The following is a 16,329-nucleotide window of genomic DNA, read 5'->3' as shown; positions in this document are numbered from 1 at the left end:
AGGCCGGGACTATCAGCGCCGGTTGCTGCCCCCTGGCAGGTGCACCGGTGGCGACGCGCCGGCCGAACCGGTGCTCGGGACGCCAGACTGACAACAGGACTGTTCAAGCTCGATGGCCGAAGACGACAAACAATCCGAGACCGGTTTCCGGCAGAAACACGGTGACCCCGGCATTGCCGGGCGCATGGCGGCGGCCTTTATTCATTCGCCGCTGTCGTCGCTGCTGCTGATCGCCAGTATCGCGATCGGCATTCTCGGCCTGATGGTGACGCCGCGCCAGGAGGACCCGCAGATCTCCGTGCCGATGGTGGACATCATGGTGTCCTACCCCGGCGTGCCGTCCGAGCAGGTGGCGAGCCTCGCGGCACGGCCGCTGGAGCGGCTCATGAGCGAGTTGTCCGGGGTGGACAACGTCTACTCCGTGTCGCATCGCGGCGAGGCGATGGTGACCGTGCAGTTCGACGTTGGCGAGGAGATGGAGTCGTCCATCGTCAAGGTGCACGACAAGCTGATCGCCAATCGGGACCTGATGCCGCCCGGCGTCAGCGAACCCATGGTCAAGGCCAAGGGTGCGGACGACGTGCCGGTGGTCAACCTGACCTTCTGGTCCCATGAGGTGGACGATGCCCTGTTGCGCCAGATTGCGCTGGATGCGCAGCAGCAGCTGAACGAGGTCCCCGACACCAACCAGAGCTTCGTGGTCAGTGGGCGCGAGGAGCGCCTGCGCATCGAGGTGTTGCCGGAACGCCTCGCGGGCTATGACGTCAGCCTGGACGAGATCGCCCAGGCCGTGCAGTCGGCGAATGTCGAGGGCGCGGCTGGACGCATCGAGAGCGGGGGGCTGAGTACCGCGGTGTACACCGGGCGTTTCTTCACCGGTGCGGCCGATCTCGAGCAACTCCTGGTTGCGGTCAGTGACGGCCAGCCGGTCTATCTGCGCGATGTGGCCGAGGTAACGTACGGCCCGGGCGAGCTGGAGCGGTTCGTGCGCCACTACTCCGGTCCGGCAGCACCCCAACCGGATGCGGCACCGGAAGGCGCCGCGGCGGTCACGCTGGCCATTGCCAAGAAGCCCGGCAGCAACGGGGTGACCGTTGCCAACGACGTGCTCGAGCGCCTGGAGCGCCTGAAGGGCAGCGTGATCCCGGACAACGTCGAGGTGGCGGTTTCACGCAACTACGGCAAGTCTGCCAACGAGAAGGTCAACGAGCTGCTCTTCAAGCTGTTCATCGCCACCTTCGCAGTGACCATCCTGGTGGGCCTGTTCCTGGGGGTTCGTGCCGCGGTCGTGGTGCTGATCGTGATCCCGGTGGTGATCCTGTTCACTGTGTTCAGCGCGTGGCTGCTGGGCTACACCATCGATCGCGTCAGCCTGTTTGCGCTGATCTTCTCCATCGGCATCCTGGTCGATGACGCCATCGTGGTGGTGGAAAACATCTACCGACGCTGGCTGATGAAGCGCGGCATCGATACCGAGACCACGGTGGATGCGGTGCGCGAGGTCGGCAACCCGACCATCCTGGCCACCTTCACGGTCATCGCGGCCCTGCTGCCGATGGGTTTCGTCTCCGGGATGATGGGCCCGTACATGCAGCCGATCCCGGTGCTGGGGTCCGTGGCCATGCTGTTCTCGTTGGTGGCGGCGTTTGTATTCACCCCGTGGCTCACCCAGCGCCTGCGTCCGAGCATGGCGTATCTGGAAAAGGCCACCGACAAGGAACATCGCCAGGCGGAAAAGCTGGGGCGGTTCTACCGCACGGTAATCCCGGGGCTGGCCGACAACCGGGTGCGCGGCTACGCCTTTTTGATCGCCGTCATCGTGATCTTCTTCCTGATGGTCAGCCTGTTCATGACCACGGACGTCCGCGTGAAGATGCTGCCCCTGGATAACAAGCCCGAGTTCCAGGTGATGGTGAACTTCCCCGAGGGCACGGCCCTGACCGAGACCGCGACGCTGAGCCACGACATGGCCAGCGCCCTGCGCGAGATGGACGAGGTGGTGGCTCTGCAGTCCTACGTCGGGACCGCGTCGCCGTTCAATTTCAACGGCCTGGTGCGGCACTACTACCTGCGCAACGAACCCTGGCAGGGGGACATCCAGGTGCAGCTGGTGGACAAGGGCGACCGCAGCCGGACCTCGCACGATATTGCCACCGAGGCGCGCGAACGCCTGACCCCGCTGGCCGAGGCGGCCGGCGCGCGCATCCAGGTGGTCGAGATGCCGCCGGGTCCGCCGGTGCTGCAGTCGATTGTCGCCGAGATCTACGGCCCTGATGCTGCCACCCGCCGCGCTGTAGCCCGCGATCTCGAGGGCATGTTCGCCGGTGCCGAGCACGTGGCCGATGTGGACAGCTTCCTGCAGGCGCCACACAACGTCTGGCACTTCGATGTGGATCGCGACAAGGCGCTGCGCCGCGGTGTGACCGTGGACACCATCAATCGAACCCTGGAGACCGCGATCGGCGGGCGGATCCTGGGCGATGTAAAGGCGCAGTCGCTGGTCGAGCCGCATTTGATCGAGATGCGTCTGCCGATGGCAACGCGCAATGACATCCGGCAGCTGGAGATGCTGCCGATCTCCACCCGGCAGGGCGGGTCGATCCCGCTGGCCGAGCTGGGCGAATTCGTCCAGCGCCCGCAGGACGAGCCGATCTACCACAAGAACCTGCGTCCGGTGGAGTACGTGACCGGCGAGGTGGTCGGGCGTCTGGCCGCGCCGGTGTACGGCATGCTGGAGGTCCAGGAACAGCTGGAGGACTACCGTCTTCCGGATGGCAGTCAGGTGCAGCCGCACTGGCTGGGGCCGCCGCCCAATGATGGCTCGACCGCCTTCGAATGGGCCGGCGAGTGGACGGTGACGTACGTGACCTTCCGCGACATGGGGATCGCCTTCGCGATCGCGCTGATCCTGATCTACATGCTGGTGGTCTGGGAGTTCGGCAACTTCGTGTTGCCGGGCATCATCATGGCCCCGATCCCGCTGACCCTGATCGGCATTATTCCCGGCCACTGGCTGATGAACGCCGAATTCACCGCGACCTCAATGATCGGCTTTATCGCGCTCGCGGGGATTATTGTCCGCAACTCGATCCTGCTGGTGGACTTCGGTCGCCAGGCGGTGGACGAGGGCCACGACGTGCGCGACGCGATGATCCTGGCCTGCCAGGCGCGTACCCGTCCGATCATCATCACCGCGCTGGCTCTGCTGGCCGGCTCCAGCGTGATCCTGTTCGATCCGATCTTCCAGGGCATGGCGATCTCGCTGATGTTCGGCACGGTGGTGGCCACCCTGCTGACCCTGGTGGTGATCCCGCTGGGCTGTATCTCCGGCCGCCGTGCCTTCTGCCCGACCAGCCTGGACGAGGACGGTGCGGCCACGGCGGGCTGTGGCAATGGCAATGGCAATGGCAATGGCCATGCTGTGCATGCCGGTGTGACGGCCAGCCCGACCCAGGGTGCGTCTCCGGGGGCATCCGGCGAGGGGAATGACCTGTTCGGCCCGCGCGAGGGCGGGCCGGTCACCCAGGTCGTGCAATACGCGGGGCTTTATCTCAAGTGCCTGGTCGTGGCTTTCATCGAGGGCCTGCGCGACCTGGCGCTCGCCCTGGGGCGCCTGATTCGGTCTTTCATTGAACGCCGCCGCAATGGCGATGGCGGCCCCCCGCCGCCCAGCGGCGGATCGGGCGGTCCCTCCGCCGGGCCTGGCGGGCCGACGGGCGGTGCCCCGGGGAGCGGTGGCGCGTCGGGCCCGGGTTCCGGCGGGGCTGCGGCGACTCCGCAGTCCCGTTCGGAAAACCCGTCGGCGGACTCGAAGCCGTCAGGCCCTGTTGCGCAGGCACCTGAGGCGACCGGCACCCCAGAGCGAGCGGCTTCCACCCCCGCCACCGGGAATGCCGGAGCCCAGGACGCCGGTGCCGTGCCGTCCAGCCGCGCTCAGGCTGAGAAGCCCGACGCTGGGACTGCGAAACAGGCGGCCACCTCCAGGACCACGTCCCGCGCCGGGGTAGGCGAGACGACCGCATCGACTACCCCGGTCGGGTCGCGTGCCGGGAAAGCCGGCTCCACGCGGGGTGCTGGCGATACCGCGGGGACCAAGGCTACGAAGAAGTCGCCAGCGGGCACCTCGGTAAGCGCGAAGGGCAAGTCCACCGCAGCCGCGAGAAAGACCCCCGGCGACACGTCCGTGTCCGGTGACGCCACGCAAGGACGCGCAAGCAGCACCAGCAAGGGCACCGGAACCCGGAAAACGGGCAGCGCGAGCGCGAACAAGCGCGCGTCGACGGCATCCAACAAGAAGGCCGGCGGGACAAGCAAGACCGGCACCACGAGCAGCAAGACCGGCCGCAAGGACAGCGGCAGCACCCCCAAGGGGAGCGGCAAGTCGGGTACACCCGGCAAGGGCCGCACCCGACGTGGGATTCGACTCAAGTGAACATGCAAGCAAGACCTCGAGGAGGTTCGCAATGAAGAAGCGTTTCAATTCCCGAATGATTGGTACCACGCTGGCCAGTGCCGCCGTGGCATCCGTGCTGGCCCTGGGCGTCGCCCAGGCCCAGGAACAGGGCCAGGGTCAGGGCTACGGCCAGGGTCCGGCGATGGGCCAGCAGGGCCCGGTGCCCGGCCCCTACGGGCATGCCCCGTACGGCTCCGGCATGGGCGCACACCCCGGTGGCGGGATGATGCAGCAGCGTGAAGGCTCCGGTGACTTCAGCTTCGGCATGTCCGGGCGCAGTCAGGGTCATGGCTACGGGCGCGGCCACGGTGATGGGTACGGCCAGGGCTATGGTCGCGGCCATCAGGGCTATGGTCCGGGATACGGCCCGGGGTATGGCCCCGGTTACGGCCCCGGTCCGCAGCAGGGTGGCTTCGGCCATCCGGGCATGATGCAGCCGGGCTATGGCATGCAGCAGCGTCAGGGCTACGGCCAGATGCAGCAGTTCGATCCGGACAACCTGCCGGAAGACATGCCAGAAGAGATGCGTGAGCGCATCCAGGCCCAGCACGCCGAGCGCCAGGAGCGCATGGAAGAGATGGAAGCCATGCGCGAAGCGCGTCAAAAGGCGATGGAAGCCGGACGTGCGGCGTACGAGGAAGAGATGGAGCGCCAGCGTGAGCGCCGCATGGAGATGATGCAGGAGCGTCGTGAATCCATGCAGGAAGAAGGCGAGTACTGATCTTCGGATCGGGGATCGCATGCCGACGGGCGCTGGTGCCCGTCGGAGTGGAAGCCAGACGGAGGCAGTTCGCCATGCAGGGCAGGCAGTCCGGTCAACCGAAACGCAGGCGGGTCAGAAACGCCCCGATACTCGGGGTATTGCTGGCCACGGGGTTTCTGTTGCCGGCCGCCGACCTGGCGGCGAGTGATCGCCACAACCCCTGGGCCTCTGGTACGCCGGAGGTGCAGCGGTCGGCCCCGGAACGCCCGCGCGGGCGTTTTCCGGACCGCGATTACGACCCGTCACGGCGGGGCGAATCGCGGGATGCGCCAGGCCCGCCGCAGCACGCTCCGGCGTACCGCGGCTACGGGCCGCAACACCCGTACGGCACACCGGGTGCTCCGTCGTTCCACACCCCTGGCGGGATGCCGGGGGGCTATCCATACGGGTATCCGGGGCAGTCCGGTTACCCGGGCATGGGCGGGCCGTCTTCGGTCTTCCCCTGGGGGATGGGCGGTTTCCCGTTCCCCTGACCAGTAAGGCGTGCATTCGGGAAGCCCTCCCCGCGTACACGCATTCAAATTGAGGGCATGACTCCTTCAGGAGGTAGCACCATGAACAAGTTGGTCAAAGCAGCAGTTCTCGCCGTTTCCCTGGGTGGCCTGGCCGCCCCGATGATGGCCTCCGCCCAGTGGGGCAGCCCCGGCTACGGGTATGGCCCCGGCGCCTATGGCCCGGGCTACGGCTATGGCCCGAGCATGCCGTTCTTCGGTGGCCCCGGTTACGGCTCCGGTCGTAATTACGGCATGGGCGACATGATGGGTGACATGATGGGTGACGGTAACTTTGACTTCTCCGCCAGCGGTCGTGGCCGCGGCCACGGCTACGGTCATGGCTATGGGGATGGCTACGGCCGGGGTTATGGTCAGGGTTACGGCCATCCGGGTTATGGCTACGGCCCGGGCTACGGCTACGGTCCGGGCTACGGCCCGCGGGGCTATGGCCCGCAGGGTCAGATGCCGCAGCAGCAGGGCCAGGGCAACTAAGCCCGTCGCTGTTCGGGCCTGCCCGGTGTCGGGCAGGCCCCTTTTTTTCGGAGCCGTGCGGATTGGTGGGTTGCGCGTAGCCGCCAATCCGCAATGCTCGAAGGAGACGCCATGCAGACCGTCGTCGCCAATCTGAAAGGTGGTACCGGCAAGAGTACCGTGGCCTTTAACCTGGCCCTGTGGTTGCTGGAGGGGCGTCGTCGCGCCCTGACCGTGGATCTGGATCCGCAGCGAACCCTCAGCGATGTGCTGGAGGTGCGCCACGAGGAAGGCTACGAACCCGCGCTGGACGGGGTCAGTGATCTCGATGCGGTCCGCTCCCGCGCGGGCGATTACGACGAGGTGCTGATCGATGTCGGTGCGTCGGACATGGCCTCCCTGATGACAGCGGTGGAGGGTGCCGACCGTGTGCTGATCCCGGTGCCGCCCAGCCAGGCGGACGTCTGGTCGACTTATCGCTTCGTTCAGCGCATTCAGGAGCAACGGGGGTCGCGTGATCGTCCCGAGATTCTGGCATTCATCAATCGTGCCGATACGCACCAGGCCGTGCGCGAGACCGACGAGACGCACGAGGCGCTGCAGCAGATCGAGGGGGTCCGCTTGCTGAAGCCGCGGCTGAAGCAGCGCATGGCCTTTCGCCGTTCCTTCAGCGAAGGGCTCTCGGTGCGCGAACTGGAGCCCCGCGGCAAGGCCGCCGCCGAGCTGGATGCCCTGGCTGTAGCCCTGTTCGGGCGCAACCGCCGCAAGAAACAATAATGTGTCGCGTCCGGTGATCACCGGACGGCGGGCACCGAGCAGGAGAGCTTCATGCGCTTCATACGCAATGCGTTGGTCGTGATCGGATTGCTGGCACTGATTGGGGTGGGGTATGCCATTTTTGCTTTCGAGCCCTACCTCGGTCAGGTCCGCTCGCTGGATTCCCAGGCGCCCAAGGTCTATTCGCAGATGGCCCGCACGGTGCTGGAGACCGGCGACGCCGCGGAGGCCATGGTCTACAAGCGCAAGGTGGACGCGGGCCTGGCGGTCGACGAGGTCGAGGATATTCTGCGCCTGGTGGCCAACGAGCTGAATATCCGCAACGTCGGCGAATTGCCGATGGGGGAGGAGGTACGAAGCGTTACCGGGGAGGACTTTCCGTTCCTGAAGATCTATATGTTCTGTGATGTGGCGATTGCCGCGCAGATGGTTCGCCACAGCCCGGCGATGGCTGCGTATCTGCCGTGCCGGATCGTGCTGCAGGAAGATGCCGAGGGCAATCTGTGGCTGATGACGCTGGATCTGGAGCCGATGATCCACGGAGGGCGGCCGCTGCCCGGGGATCTGCGCGAGCAGGCCATTTTTGTGAAGGAATCACTGGAGGAAATCATCGACCGCGCCGCCGTCGGCGCCTTCTGACGGGGGTAGCGAACCCGATTCCATGCATCGACCAAGGGCGTTCAATGAGTGACGAGAGTAACAGTGATTTCAACAGGGTCCGCGACGAGGCGGACAAGGCGGATGCCCGCTCCCGGCGTGTGGAGCTGATTGTGTACGCCGCCTTGCTGGCCTTCGTGGTCTTGGCCATCTACGGGTTCTGGCTGATCACCAGCCTGACGCGGGATGTCAGCCAGCTGACCCAGGAGATCGCCCAGATGACCCAGGTGGTCGATCGCGACATGTCCACCATCGCCGGGCACATGGCCTCGATGGACCACCAGATGACGGACATCAACAACACCATGCGGGTAATGAACGAGGAAGTGGCGGTGATCGCGGGCAATACGCGCTCGATGGATGCCAATATCGGCTCGATGACGCGCGATACCAGCGTGATGGCGGGCGCGATCACGGGCATGCAACAGGACATGTGGAGTCTGAATCGCAATGTGGGGGCGCCCATGGGTATGATGAACATGTTCAACCCATTCACCGATCAGAGCGGTCCGGTCCGGGGTTCGCCGGGGCCGTATTACCCGCGCTGATCACGCGTTTCGACTGACGGAGTCCGCATGTTCAATCGTCCTGGCCCTCGGGTACGCAAGCAGCTCAAGCTGCTCAGCGACCGCCTTGCCGAAGAGAATCCGGTCCTGAAGGGGGTGGTCGACCCCTTCCGTGATCTGGACCGGGTCGGCTATGCGGCCGGTCTGCTGGATCCCACCGAAGACTCCTACGCCTTCACCATCTCCTGGTGGCCGATGATCGCCATGCTGGGGACGTTCTCGGCCGGCAAGTCCACCTTCATCAACGAATACGTGGGCACCACCGTGCAGCGCAGCGGTTCGCAGGCGGTAGACGACAAGTTCACCGTGATCAGCTACGGCGGAAGCGAGCACGTGCAGGAGCTGCCGGGGCTCGCGCTGGACGGCGATCCGCGTTTCCCGTTCTATCGCGTATCCGACGAGATCGAGCGCATCACCGACGGTGGCGGGCGTACGGTGGATCATTTCCTCGCGATGAAGACCGCGCGCGCGGAGCATCTGCGCGGGCGCATCATCATCGACTCTCCCGGGTTCGATGCCGACGAGCAGCGCGCGACAATCCTGCAGCTGACCGACCACATCATCGATCTGTCCGACCTGGTACTGGTGTTCTTCGATGCCCGCCACCCGGAACCGGGCGCGATGCGCGACACCCTGGAGCACCTGGTCAATCGCGTCGCCGAACGCAATGATTTCACCAAACTGGTGTTTATCCTTAACCAGATCGACACCACCTGGCGCGAGGACAACCTGGAAGAGGTTGTTTCCGCCTGGCAGCGCGCCGTGGTGCGTCAGGGCAATGCCACCGGGCGCTTCTATTGCCTGTACAACGAGAGTGCGGCGGTCGAGATCGGCGATCCTCAGGTGCGCGAGCGCTACGAGGAAAAATCCCGGCGCGACCGTCAGGAGATCCACGCCAAGATCCAGGAGATCAGTTCCTCGCGTTCCTACCGGATCCTTGGCTCGCTGCAGGCGATCGCCGAATCCATCGAGATGGACGTCATGCCGGCGCTGCAACGTGCGCTCGCACGCTGGCGCCGCCGTGTCATGCAGTTCGACGCCGGGATGTTCGCGGTGGTCGCGGTGATCCTGGGCCTGATTGGCTACCAGTGGACTGGTGGTGTGGCCCCGTGGACCGATGGCAGCGTCTGGCAGTCCATGGGCGAGCGCCCGTTGCTGACGGTCTTTGGCATCGTGGTGCTGGCCATCGTGCTCGGCGGGATTCACTTCTTCAATCGCCGCTGGCTGGCGCGCCGCATCGCGCGGACGCTGCCGACCGAGACCCCCGCCGGTAACTGGCGCGCGGCCTTCGAGAAGAACACGCGTCCCTGGCGCCCGATGATGGGACGAGCACCGCTGGGTCTGGGACGGCGGATGATCGGCCGCCTGCATCAGCTGCGCGACCGCGCCGAGGCCTACATCCAGCGCCTGAACAACCAGTTTGTGGATGCCAGCCCGGTCTCGCGCCAGGGCGGGCGGGCCTCGGCCAGCGATGTCTACAACCCGAAGGAGCCGGAAGCCCCGGTCCCTGACCCGACGCCGGGCACGGATGCGCCCCGCGATTACGCCGAGCCGGAGGCGCCGGAGAGGCGCTAGGGGCAGGGGCGCATGACCCCTTCTCCTGCGCCGGCTCGCAGCAAGCAGCACGACCAGCGGGTGCGATTACCGGCCGCTAATGTTGTGCAGGAGGAGAACGATGACCATACTGGCGTGGCTTATGTTCGCGCTGGCCATGATCCTGGTGCCCATCTCGGTATGGGCCAGCATGGCAGCGCTGGGGGTTTGTGCCGGGTGTGCACTGATCCGCGACTGGCGCAGGGGGCGTCAGGCGTCGGAGCAGTAGGCTCTCCCGCCCCGACACCCACGGGCTTTTAACCAACTGGGGACGGATCGTGCGCAGGGGGCTGTGGCGGATCCGATTCCTGTTACCACTGGAGGAGAAAGTAGAAATGAGTGATCAAAAGAAGATGGCCATCATTGCCACGAAGGGTAGCCTGGACTGGGGTTATCCGCCCTTCATCCTCGCCTCCACGGCGGCCGCTCTGGGCTACGACTGCGAGGTGTTCTTTACCTTCTACGGCCTGCAGCTGCTGCGCAAGAAGCTGGACCTGCAGGTGACCTCGCTGGGCAATCCGGGCATGCCGATGCCGATGCCGATGCCGGTGCTTCTGCAGGCCCTGCCGGGCATGCAGAAGATGATGACCGTGATGATGAAGAAAAAGATGGCGGCGAAGGGCGTCTCCGATCTGGGCGACCTGCGCGAGCTGTGCCTGGAGGCCGAGGTACGCATGATTGCCTGCCAGATGACGGTGGACCTGTTCGACATGGACACCAGCGAATTCATCGACGGCGTGGAATACGCCGGGGCCGCCGCGTTCTTCGAGTTCGCCGGCGAGTCCGATATCTGCCTGTTCATCTGAGCCGGCAGCGCGCCTGGCGCGCCCCTCAAGGCCCCGCGGCATTGCGCTGCGGGGCCTTTTTCGTTTTTGGGTGCCTTCGTGCGCTTCGTGGCGACCGACAGAAAAAGATCAGTCGTGGCCGGCGTACATGGCCTCGATGGCTTTGGCGTAGTGCTTGGTAATGACCGGGCGCTTGAGCTTCATGGTCGGGGTCAGCATGCCGTTGTCCACTGACCAGGGTTCGTGCACCACGTGGACGTGGCGGATCCTGGCGTAGCCGGGAAAGTCGCGTAGCTGGTACTGCATGCGCTGGAGCAGGGCGCGCTCGGTAGCACGCGACAGGCGTCCGGCGGCACTGGGGTCGAGGTCGTGGTCCTCGGCGAAGGTCGCCCAGGCCTCGGGTTCGGGGACCACCAGGGCGCTCAGGAAGGAGTGGCCGTCGCCGACCACCATGACCTGATCGAACAGGGCATCCAGGGCGATGGCCATCTCCATGTCCGCCGGTGGGACCTTCTCGCCATTGGTCAGTACGAGGATATCCTTCAGGCGTCCGGTGATGAAGATGCGGCCATCGTCGTCGATTCGTGCCTGATCCCCGCTGTGCAGCCAGTGATCCTGGTCGATCGTGGAGGCGGTGGCCTCTTCGTTCTTCCAGTAGCCAAGCATGACGCTGCTGGAACGGGTAAGCAGCTCGTCCATTTCGCCGATCTTTACTTCGACCCCCGGAAGGGGCTTGCCGATGGAGGCGGGCAGGTTGTCGTCCGGGGTGTTGACGCTGACCACCGGGCTGGATTCGGTCATGCCGTAGCCATGCAGTACCGGGAGGCCGAGGCCGATGAAGAAGCGGGCAATCGGTGGCGGCAGCGGCGCGCCGCCGCACACGGCGAAGCGCAGCTTGCCGCCCAGGCGATTCAGCACCTTGCGTGCCACGATTCGCTCCAGCAGGGGCCACAGCAACAAGCCCGGGGACCAGGATGCACGGCCCTGCCGGTATTCGAAGCGGCGCCAGCCAATGGCCACCGTGGCCTTGAACAGGCCACGGCCGATCGCGGATTTCTCCTTCAGGCCGGCCTGGATACGGCCATGCACACGTTCGTAGATGCGCGGGACCGAGATCAGCACGGTGGGCTGCACGGACATCAGATCCTCGCCCAGGCCCTGGATAGAGCGCGCGAAGGCGACCTCGGCGCCAATCAGCATGGGCATGTAATAGCCGCCGGTGCGTTCCAGCATGTGGGACAAGGGCAGGAACGAGAGGAAGCGGTCGGTATCCGACAGCGGTCCGGCGGTGGAAGAGGCCTGGGCGTTGTCGAGAATATTGCGATGCGACAGCATCACGCCTTTGGGTCGCCCCGTGGTGCCGGAGGTGAACACGATGGTCGCCAGGCCCTGGGGGTCCAGGTCCGGGCGATGCACGTGGTCGGGGTCGCCGCGCTCCAGCCAGCGGTCGAGGTCCATCACCCGCGAGTCATCGGGCTCGCCCTCGGTTTGGCCCAGGCAGACAATGCGCTTGAGCGAGGGCATGTTTTCGAAGTGTTCGGACAGGCGCCGGTTGTGCATGCTCTCGCCCAGCAAGAGCAGGCGGGCCTGAGTCTGGCCAATGATGTAGGCGACGTTGTCGGGGCGGTCGTCGGTGTACAGCGGCACGGTAATCAGCCCCAGTTCGCTGGCGGCCTGGTCGAGGGCGACCCACTCGCGCGAGTTGCCGAGCATCAGCGCAACGCGTTCCCCGGGCTTGAAACCTTCGCGCGCCAGCGCGGCTTGCCAGCGATCCACCATCGCGGCCATTTCGCCCCAGGTGGTCTGCTTCCAGGTCTGGTCGTCGGCGCTGAAGTGGCGATAGGCCGGGGCATCCCGACTCATGGAGACCCGGGTGCGGAACAGCGCCGGCAGGGTGGGGGCCTGTTCCGGGGTGATGGTGGTCGACGACATGAGGGCCTCGCGCGCTAGGGTCCGATGACCCGGACGTTAGAGGAGGCGTCCATCCGGGGCAAGCGGGGCCCCGTGGACAACCTGTCGAGGGATCAAACCTAGCGAATCCCCAGCGGGTGGGCAACGGGCTGGTAGGCGATGGCGCCGAGGACCAGGCTGAGACCGATCAGGGCGATCACGCCGCCCCCGGCGAGGCCCAGGGACGGCCCAATGTAGGTGAGCCGGCCCATGCGCGTCGGGCCCAGCCAGCGACGGGTCCAGTCACGCGCGGAGACGGCGAGGGTCGCCAGCACCGAGACCGTCGCCGCCGTGCCCAGTGACATCGCCAGCACGGCGGCCACGCCAGCCCAGGCCAGGCCCAGGGCGGTGGAGACCGCCATGATCAGCACCGCGCCGGAACAGGGGCGAATGCCGACGGCCAGCACCGTGCCCCACCAGGTACCACGCTGGTTGGGATCCACGTGGTGCGGGGTGCCGCAGCCGCAGTGCGCGTCGTGTTCGTGCGCATGATTGTGATCGTGATCGTGGGCTTGAGCGCGGTGGGCGCGATGCAGCCGCCACGCATGGCGCAGGGCACGAACCATCAGCCACAGCCCGAGCACCGCGACCAGGGCGAAGCTGGCGATCTCCAGGGTGCGTACCTGACCCAGGGTGTCGCGGGCCAGCCAGCCGAACAGGCCGATCAACACACCGACCAGGGCGATGGCGGTGACGCCCTGCGCCAGCGCGGAGGCGGTGGATAGCAGGATGCCGCGCCGCAGGTTCTGCGGCTGGGTCAGCAGGTAGGCGCTGATCACCGCCTTGCCGTGGCCGGGGCCGGCGGCGTGGAAGATCCCGTAGAGCAGGCTGACCAGGATGAGCGCCCCGGCGGTTTGTGTGGTCGGACCGTCGCGCAGGGCGTGCAGGCCCTCGGTCAGGCTGCGGTGCAACTGCCGCTGGGTCTGCAGCATCCAGCCGGTCAGGCGTTCCAGGTGGCTCGGGGGCTCAACCAGTGGGGTTGGCGCCTGATTGCCGCTGGCGGGCGCGTCGCGTTCGGCGGGCGCCCCGGTGGGGGCGCCCAGCGGGTGGCCGGTCTCGGCCTGCACGAGTCCGGAGCCGCCAAACAGCAGGGCCAGCAACAGAAGTAGCAGGTTGAGGGAAGGGCGTCGGAACAGGTCTTGGTCGGTGCGCATGGCGTTACTGTATAACACTCAGTCTGCGGTGTGGTGTGCGTGGCGTCCGATCGCGCGGCAGCACCAGGCTCAGTCGCATTCCAGCGTGGCGGTTTCCGCGAAGTGACGGCCCAGGTCGTTGACCGGGCTGCGGTCCGAACGTTCCAGGGTGGCGGCGTAGCGGATCAGCTGCGGGTCCGGTCGGGGCTCGGTGACGGCGACCTCGCAACCGGGTCGATTCTCCACGAAGACGATGTCGTCCGGATCGTGCCGGATCTCGATCCAGTATTCCGGGTCGAAGACGCGGTAGGTGAAGGCGTCACCGGCGGTGATGTCGTGTTCGTCCAGCGGCAGCTCGAAACGCAGGTGCAGGCGCCGGTCCTCCAGGGTCAGGCGCGCGTTGCGGGCCTGCGGCACGTCCAGGCGCTCGTCGCCCAGGTTCAGTTCGGTGAAGTAGTCATAGGCAGCCAGGTTTCCGAGCATGCGTTCGGCGGCGTGTTCCAGCGCCGCATCGATGCCGGTGGCACCGTCGAGGTCCCGGGTCAGGTCTTCCAGCAGCATGTGGCTGTAGGTCGGGTCGATGCGCCAGGATTGCTCCATGCTCGCCAGGTTGCCGGCATCGTCGAAGACCAGCCCCATGCGCAGGTCGATCCACGCATGCGGGTGGGCGAGCGCGCCGGCCGGCAGGAGCAGACCCAGAACCAGCGTCAATCGCATGAGCCAGGGGCGCAGATGCATCGGCTTCAGGTGGCGCGCTGCCAGCGCGTGCCATCCGGCGTGTCTTCCAGCTCGATGCCGCGCGCGACGAGTTCGTCGCGGATGGCATCCGCCTTGGCGAAGTCGCGGTCCTGGCGCGCGGCCTTGCGTGCGGCGATGCGCTCCTCCACCCAGGCGGCCAGGTCATTGTCCCCGGCGTCGCCCTGAAACCACGTGGCTGGGTCCTGTTGCAGCAGACCCAGCAGGGCGGCGCCCGCCAGCAGTTCACCCTTGCGGCGGGCCCGTTCGGCATCGTCGGATGCTGTTGCCAGGGCGTCGCTCATGCGGTGCAGCGCGGTGATCGCGGCGGGGGTGTTCAGGTCATCCAGCAACGCCGCGAACACTGCCGTGTCGGAGGCAGCAATGTCGTCGGCCTCGATGTCGGCCACATCGCGCAGTACGCGGTACAGGCCATTCAGGCTGTTGCGCGACTGGGTCAGGGTCTCTTCGGAGAAGTTCAGCGGGGCACGGTAGTGGCGCGACAGCAGTGCCAGGCGCAGGACCTCGCCGGGGTAGTGCTGCAGCAGGTCGTGCAGCAGCCGGAAGTTGCCCAGCGACTTGGACATCTTCTCGCCGTCGATGGTCAGGTGCCCGTTGTGTACCCAGTAACGGGCGTAGTGGGTACCGTGCTCGTGGCAGCCTTCGGCCGCGCAGCCCTGGGCGATCTCGTTTTCGTGGTGCGGGAAGACCAGGTCGTGGCCGCCGCCGTGGATGTCGATCATCGGGCCCAGGTGGCTGCGGATCATTGCCGTGCATTCCAGGTGCCAGCCGGGGCGGCCCGTGCCCCAGGGGCTCTCCCAGCCGGGCTCGCCCGCCGCGGCCGGCTTCCACAGCACGAAGTCGCCGGGGTGGCGCTTGTAGTCGGCGACCTCGACCCGGGCGCCGGCCTGCATGTCCGCCAGCGAGCGCCCGGACAGGGCGCCGTAGTCCGGGTAGGAGGTCACGTCGAACAGCACGTGGTCGTCGGCCACGTAGGCATGGCCGCGTTCGATCAGGCGTTCGATCAGCTCGATCATCGGCTGGATGTGTTCGGTCGCGCGCGGCTCGAGGGTCGGCTTGAGCGTGCCGAGTTCGGCGATGTCCTCGTGGAAGGCCCGGGTGAAGCGTTCGGTCAGCGCGGCGATGGGCTCGCCGTTGTCGGCGGCGGCCTTGTTGATCTTGTCGTCGACGTCGGTGATGTTGCGGGCGTAGACCACGTGATCCGGGCCGTAGAGCTCGCGCAACACGCGGAACAGCACGTCGAACACGACCACCGGCCGGCCGTTGCCGATGTGCACGCGGTTGTACACGGTGGGGCCGCAGACGTAGAGCGTCACCCGCTCCGGGTCCTGGGGCACGAACGGCTCGTCGCGCCCGCCCAGGGTGTTGTGCAGTCTGAGGGTCCGGGCCGCGCTCATTGCCCGGTGTCCTTGCCGTACAGCGTCTCGGGGGCGATCTCGGGATCGCTGGTCACCACGACGGTGTCCTGTCCGACCTGGAGGTAGAAGCAGCTGCGCCGCCCCGTGTGGCAGGCGGGGCCGGTCTGGTCGACCTTCAGCAGCAGGGTGTCGCCGTCGCAGTCCAGGTGCAGCGAATGCAGCTGCTGCACCTGCCCGGACTGCTCGCCCTTGCGCCACAACGCCTGGCGCGAGCGCGAGTAGTAGCAGACGCGTCCCGTCGCCAGGGTCTCGTCCAGGGCCTCGCGGTTCATCCACGCCAGCATCAGGACCTCGCCGGTGTCGTGCTGCTGGGCAATAGCGGGGATCAGCCCGCCGGCATTGAGCTTCAGGCGATCCAGGACCACTGGGGTCGGGTGGCGCTCGCCACGGGGCTCGCCTTCGAGTTGCTTGAACATCGCTGCGTCCGCTTGCGGGAGCGGCGAAGAATACCATTTTCGAACCGCGCTCCGAAGCCCGCAATCCGGCCCCGCCAGACCTGGGTTGCGCTTGGGC

At 66.6% G+C, this 16,329-nt stretch carries 14 protein-coding genes; 9 read left to right on the top strand and 5 right to left on the bottom strand.

The genetic code is table 11. The features are described from left to right. Positions 1-112 precede the first annotated feature (112 nt). From F618_RS0105405 to F618_RS0105365, 9 genes are all read left to right on the top strand, one after another. The gene (locus F618_RS0105405; protein ID WP_019567977.1) at positions 113-4,432 is read left to right on the top strand and encodes an efflux RND transporter permease subunit; all 4,320 of its coding nucleotides are present in this window, start codon (positions 113-115) and stop codon (positions 4,430-4,432) included. A gap of 31 nt (positions 4,433-4,463) precedes the next feature. After that, on the top strand, positions 4,464-5,174 hold the full coding sequence (locus tag F618_RS0105400; protein ID WP_018176020.1) for a sulfur globule family protein: 711 nt from the start codon (positions 4,464-4,466) through the stop codon (positions 5,172-5,174). A gap of 596 nt (positions 5,175-5,770) precedes the next feature. After that, complete coding sequence (locus tag F618_RS0105395; RefSeq protein WP_019567976.1) at positions 5,771-6,202, top strand: sulfur globule family protein; 432 nt, start codon at positions 5,771-5,773, stop codon at positions 6,200-6,202. 111 nt (positions 6,203-6,313) lie between these two features. Further along, positions 6,314-6,958, top strand: a complete 645-nt coding sequence (locus F618_RS0105390; RefSeq protein ID WP_018144420.1) for an AAA family ATPase — start codon at positions 6,314-6,316, stop codon at positions 6,956-6,958. Between the two features lie 51 nt (positions 6,959-7,009). Then, complete coding sequence (locus F618_RS0105385) at positions 7,010-7,597, top strand: DUF302 domain-containing protein (RefSeq protein WP_019567975.1); 588 nt, start codon at positions 7,010-7,012, stop codon at positions 7,595-7,597. Positions 7,598-7,641: 44 nt separating this feature from the next. After that, positions 7,642-8,163, top strand: coding sequence for a hypothetical protein (locus tag F618_RS0105380; RefSeq protein WP_018144418.1), 522 nt, complete (start codon positions 7,642-7,644; stop codon positions 8,161-8,163). Between the two features lie 27 nt (positions 8,164-8,190). Continuing rightward, a complete protein-coding gene (locus F618_RS0105375; RefSeq protein ID WP_018937887.1) occupies positions 8,191-9,756 on the top strand; it encodes a dynamin family protein in 1,566 nt (521 codons plus the stop codon). Positions 9,757-9,856: 100 nt separating this feature from the next. Further along, the gene (locus tag F618_RS16145) at positions 9,857-10,003 is read left to right on the top strand and encodes a hypothetical protein (RefSeq protein WP_018144416.1); all 147 of its coding nucleotides are present in this window, start codon (positions 9,857-9,859) and stop codon (positions 10,001-10,003) included. Positions 10,004-10,109: 106 nt separating this feature from the next. Then, entirely contained in the window at positions 10,110-10,580 is a 471-nt protein-coding gene (locus F618_RS0105365) for a DsrE/DsrF/DrsH-like family protein (protein WP_018144415.1), read from the top strand. 108 nt (positions 10,581-10,688) lie between these two features. On the opposite strand, the gene F618_RS0105360 is transcribed toward F618_RS0105365, so the two are convergent. From F618_RS0105360 to hisI, 5 genes are all read right to left on the bottom strand, one after another. Then, entirely contained in the window at positions 10,689-12,491 is a 1,803-nt protein-coding gene (locus F618_RS0105360; protein WP_019567974.1) for a long-chain fatty acid--CoA ligase, read from the bottom strand. Between the two features lie 98 nt (positions 12,492-12,589). After that, positions 12,590-13,663 carry a nickel/cobalt transporter gene (locus F618_RS0105355; RefSeq protein WP_019567973.1) on the bottom strand — a complete coding sequence of 358 codons (1,074 nt, stop codon included), beginning with the start codon at positions 13,661-13,663 and terminating at the stop codon, positions 12,590-12,592. A 69-nt stretch (positions 13,664-13,732) separates the two neighbouring features. Beyond that, entirely contained in the window at positions 13,733-14,380 is a 648-nt protein-coding gene (locus F618_RS0105350; RefSeq protein WP_018176013.1) for a DUF1007 family protein, read from the bottom strand. 5 nt (positions 14,381-14,385) lie between these two features. Beyond that, the gene (gene cysS / locus F618_RS0105345; RefSeq protein ID WP_019567972.1) at positions 14,386-15,795 is read right to left on the bottom strand and encodes a cysteine--tRNA ligase; all 1,410 of its coding nucleotides are present in this window, start codon (positions 15,793-15,795) and stop codon (positions 14,386-14,388) included. Beyond that, positions 15,792-16,232, bottom strand: a complete 441-nt coding sequence (hisI, locus tag F618_RS0105340; RefSeq protein WP_019567971.1) for a phosphoribosyl-AMP cyclohydrolase — start codon at positions 16,230-16,232, stop codon at positions 15,792-15,794. The genes cysS and hisI overlap by 4 nt, the downstream gene beginning before the upstream one ends. Between the last annotated feature and the right edge of the window lie 97 nt (positions 16,233-16,329).

Source organism: Thioalkalivibrio sp. ALMg13-2, assembly GCF_000381185.1.
Classification (GTDB): Bacteria; Pseudomonadota; Gammaproteobacteria; order Ectothiorhodospirales; family Ectothiorhodospiraceae; genus Thioalkalivibrio; species Thioalkalivibrio versutus.
The sequence above is the reverse complement of the archived record's forward strand: the minus strand, read 5'-3'. Positions and strand labels throughout refer to the sequence as shown.

What these genes read in the sequence shown, in the direction of transcription:
- F618_RS0105405 (WP_019567977.1), top strand. Translation starts at nt 113, where the DNA reads ATGGCCGAAGACGACAAACAATCCGAGACCGGTTTCCGGCAGAAACAC.
- F618_RS0105400 (WP_018176020.1), top strand. Translation starts at nt 4,464, where the DNA reads ATGAAGAAGCGTTTCAATTCCCGAATGATTGGTACCACGCTGGCCAGT.
- F618_RS0105395 (WP_019567976.1), top strand. Translation starts at nt 5,771, where the DNA reads ATGAACAAGTTGGTCAAAGCAGCAGTTCTCGCCGTTTCCCTGGGTGGC.
- F618_RS0105390 (WP_018144420.1), top strand. Translation starts at nt 6,314, where the DNA reads ATGCAGACCGTCGTCGCCAATCTGAAAGGTGGTACCGGCAAGAGTACC.
- F618_RS0105385 (WP_019567975.1), top strand. Translation starts at nt 7,010, where the DNA reads ATGCGCTTCATACGCAATGCGTTGGTCGTGATCGGATTGCTGGCACTG.
- F618_RS0105380 (WP_018144418.1), top strand. Translation starts at nt 7,642, where the DNA reads ATGAGTGACGAGAGTAACAGTGATTTCAACAGGGTCCGCGACGAGGCG.
- F618_RS0105375 (WP_018937887.1), top strand. Translation starts at nt 8,191, where the DNA reads ATGTTCAATCGTCCTGGCCCTCGGGTACGCAAGCAGCTCAAGCTGCTC.
- F618_RS16145 (WP_018144416.1), top strand. Translation starts at nt 9,857, where the DNA reads ATGACCATACTGGCGTGGCTTATGTTCGCGCTGGCCATGATCCTGGTG.
- F618_RS0105365 (WP_018144415.1), top strand. Translation starts at nt 10,110, where the DNA reads ATGAGTGATCAAAAGAAGATGGCCATCATTGCCACGAAGGGTAGCCTG.
- F618_RS0105360 (WP_019567974.1), bottom strand. Translation starts at nt 12,491, where the DNA reads ATGTCGTCGACCACCATCACCCCGGAACAGGCCCCCACCCTGCCGGCG.
- F618_RS0105355 (WP_019567973.1), bottom strand. Translation starts at nt 13,663, where the DNA reads ATGCGCACCGACCAAGACCTGTTCCGACGCCCTTCCCTCAACCTGCTA.
- F618_RS0105350 (WP_018176013.1), bottom strand. Translation starts at nt 14,380, where the DNA reads ATGCATCTGCGCCCCTGGCTCATGCGATTGACGCTGGTTCTGGGTCTG.
- cysS (WP_019567972.1), bottom strand. Translation starts at nt 15,795, where the DNA reads ATGAGCGCGGCCCGGACCCTCAGACTGCACAACACCCTGGGCGGGCGC.
- hisI (WP_019567971.1), bottom strand. Translation starts at nt 16,232, where the DNA reads ATGTTCAAGCAACTCGAAGGCGAGCCCCGTGGCGAGCGCCACCCGACC.